This window comes from Pseudonocardia sp. Ae331_Ps2 (genome assembly GCF_001932405.1).
GTDB lineage: Bacteria > Actinomycetota > Actinomycetes > Mycobacteriales > Pseudonocardiaceae > Pseudonocardia.
In genome coordinates, this window is record NZ_MCIM01000021.1 from 1 (window position 1) to 2,079 (window position 2,079).

Here is a 2,079-nt window from a genome sequence, read left to right on the forward strand (position 1 = left end):
TCGGCGTGGCCGTACCCGGAGCACGTCGATGGTGGTGCCGGTCGAGGACCGGCCCCGGCCGCGGCGGGAGTTCGCGATGCGGACCGGCACCGACCGTCTCCGTACCGACCGTTTTCGGGCTGGTAGTAGCGCTGCGGCCGGTGCTGGGCTGAAGGTGGAGTCGGTCGGGTCGCGGGAACGTGCCCGCGCTGAGGAAGCGTCCCGGCGTCATCACCTTGACCAGCACGATGTGCCGCGCCTCGACCAGCATGTCGAGCAGCGCCGCAGCCACGGTCTGGGATACAGCTGATGACCGCCCATCCGTCGTTGGTGGCGGCGCTGGAACAGCTCACCGCGCTGGTCACGGCGTTGGATGCCCGGATCAGCCACCTCGAAACCGTTGTCATCAGCGCTGACGACGGTGAGAGCGGGCCGGGCACTGCGGACGGGCTACGGCCGGTGGCTTGGCCACAGCTCGACGCCGCGGACGCAGCAGCGGCGTGGGACGAACTCGGAACATGGGTGGGGCAGGTCCTGACACCGACCCTGGAACCGTCGGTGCGGCAGATCCCGCCGTGCTGGCCAGCGCACTCTTGGGGCCGTGAGACGTTGTCGTGGCTGCACGCCGCCTACCGGCAGGCCTACAGCCCGCACGGCTCAGGTTTCCAGGCTGCGGAGTGGCATACCCGGTGGGTGCCGCACGCTTACGCCGCGTTCGCCGCGCCCGAGGCGGCGCAAGGCGGGTTCTGTGACCGTCCCGAGCACCGCGCCGCCGGCGGGGACCCGGGCCGGCGGTTGGAGGACTCCGAGTGGCGGCCGTGGTTTGACCGCGCCCGCGCCGCCGACCTCGAACACCGCCGCGCCGCCGGCACCGCGCAGGCGGCGACTGTTCCTCGGGCAGGGGCGGGGGCCTCCTCGGGTGGGTGAAGGTGTTCCTCAGGTCGGGTCAGCGGGCCTCGGCTGACACCCGGCTCGATGTGGGATGCGGTAAGCAGTCCGGGTGAGTAACGCAACGATGACGGGGCAGGTCAGGCCACGGTCGGGGCGGTCGGTGGCGCTCGCGGTGTCCGCGGTGTCGGCGGTGGTGTTGCTGGCCGGGTGCGGCGACGGCGGTGGTGGGCATCCGCATCCGGCGGCGCCACCGGCCCCGGCGCCGGCTGCGGTGCCGACGACGACTCCGGTTCCGGTGGACAAGGCGAAGTTGGTCACCGATTTCTACACCCAGGCGTTCGTTCACCGTGATGTCGCGGGGGCGTCGCAGACCTATGTCGCGGAGAACTACATCCAGCACAACCCGCAGGTCCCGAACGGCCGGGCGGCGTTCGTGGACACGATGGGCCCCTATGTCAAAGACAGCGGGGTGACGTTCCGGATCGGGCGTGTCGTGGCTGAGGGTGACATCGTCGTGGTCCACGCGGAGTCGACGGAGAAGGACGGGAAACGGTCTGCGATCGCGGATTTCTTCCGTGTCGAGGGCGGGAAGATCCTCGAGCATTGGGATGTCATCCAGGCCATCCCCGGTGATACCGCGAACGGTAACCCGATGGTCCCCGGAACCACTCCCTCGCAGGCCCCAGGACATCCGTAAAGGCGTTCCCGCTCACCTCGGGCGAGGTGAGCGCGGCGTGGCCGCTCCGGTAGTGGGGAACCGGCGCGCTCGGCGGGCGCCGCTGATGGGGCTGGGGTGGCGGTCGTCGTGGGTGGCGAACTGGAGGTCGTCGCCGCCGATGACCATGCTGGTGAGGCGCTCGATCTCGGTGGTGGTGAACTGGTCGGGCAGCGCGATCGGGAGCAACCGGAATCCGTCGCGGAGGGTGTTGAGCGCGGTCGCGAGCCCGGCGACGTTGTCGCGTGCAGCGACGTCGACCTGCACGGTGAGGACATGACGGTTGTGGCTCCAGCGGGATGGGTTGAGGATCACCTCGGCGACCGCGCGGGACAGAACACCGCGGCGTAGCAGCCCGGTGAAGTGATCGGTGAGCACCGCCGCTGCCCGGGAAAGGTCCTTGCCGGGCAGGTCGAAATCCTGGCGGGTGATGACCAGCACCTCACGAGCCCGCCGCGGCGACCCGATCGACGTCGATGACATGGGCACCATGA

General features: G+C 70.1%; 4 protein-coding genes. 2 read left to right on the forward strand and 2 right to left on the reverse strand.

The window, feature by feature from the left end:
- A partial coding sequence (locus Ae331Ps2_RS32905; RefSeq protein ID WP_217695677.1) for a hypothetical protein occupies positions 1 to 271 on the reverse strand: 271 nt, incomplete at its 3' end.
- A 17-nt stretch (positions 272 to 288) separates the two neighbouring features.
- Here Ae331Ps2_RS32905 and Ae331Ps2_RS30130 point away from each other — a divergent pair.
- Both Ae331Ps2_RS30130 and Ae331Ps2_RS30135 read left to right on the forward strand, forming a co-directional pair.
- Positions 289 to 906: a hypothetical protein gene (locus Ae331Ps2_RS30130; protein WP_075313414.1), complete on the forward strand. Its 618-nt coding sequence runs from the start codon at positions 289 to 291 to the stop codon at positions 904 to 906.
- 124 nt (positions 907 to 1,030) lie between these two features.
- On the forward strand, positions 1,031 to 1,567 hold the full coding sequence (locus Ae331Ps2_RS30135) for a nuclear transport factor 2 family protein (protein ID WP_083696454.1): 537 nt from the start codon (positions 1,031 to 1,033) through the stop codon (positions 1,565 to 1,567).
- Positions 1,568 to 1,579: 12 nt separating this feature from the next.
- On the opposite strand, the gene Ae331Ps2_RS30140 is transcribed toward Ae331Ps2_RS30135, so the two are convergent.
- The coding region (locus Ae331Ps2_RS30140) for a hypothetical protein (RefSeq protein ID WP_075329934.1) at positions 1,580 to 2,079 on the reverse strand (500 nt) is incomplete at its 5' end.

Excerpts from the sequence above, each read along its gene's own strand:
- Ae331Ps2_RS30130 (WP_075313414.1), top strand. The coding sequence starts at position 289 with ATGACCGCCCATCCGTCGTTGGTGGCGGCGCTGGAACAGCTCACCGCG.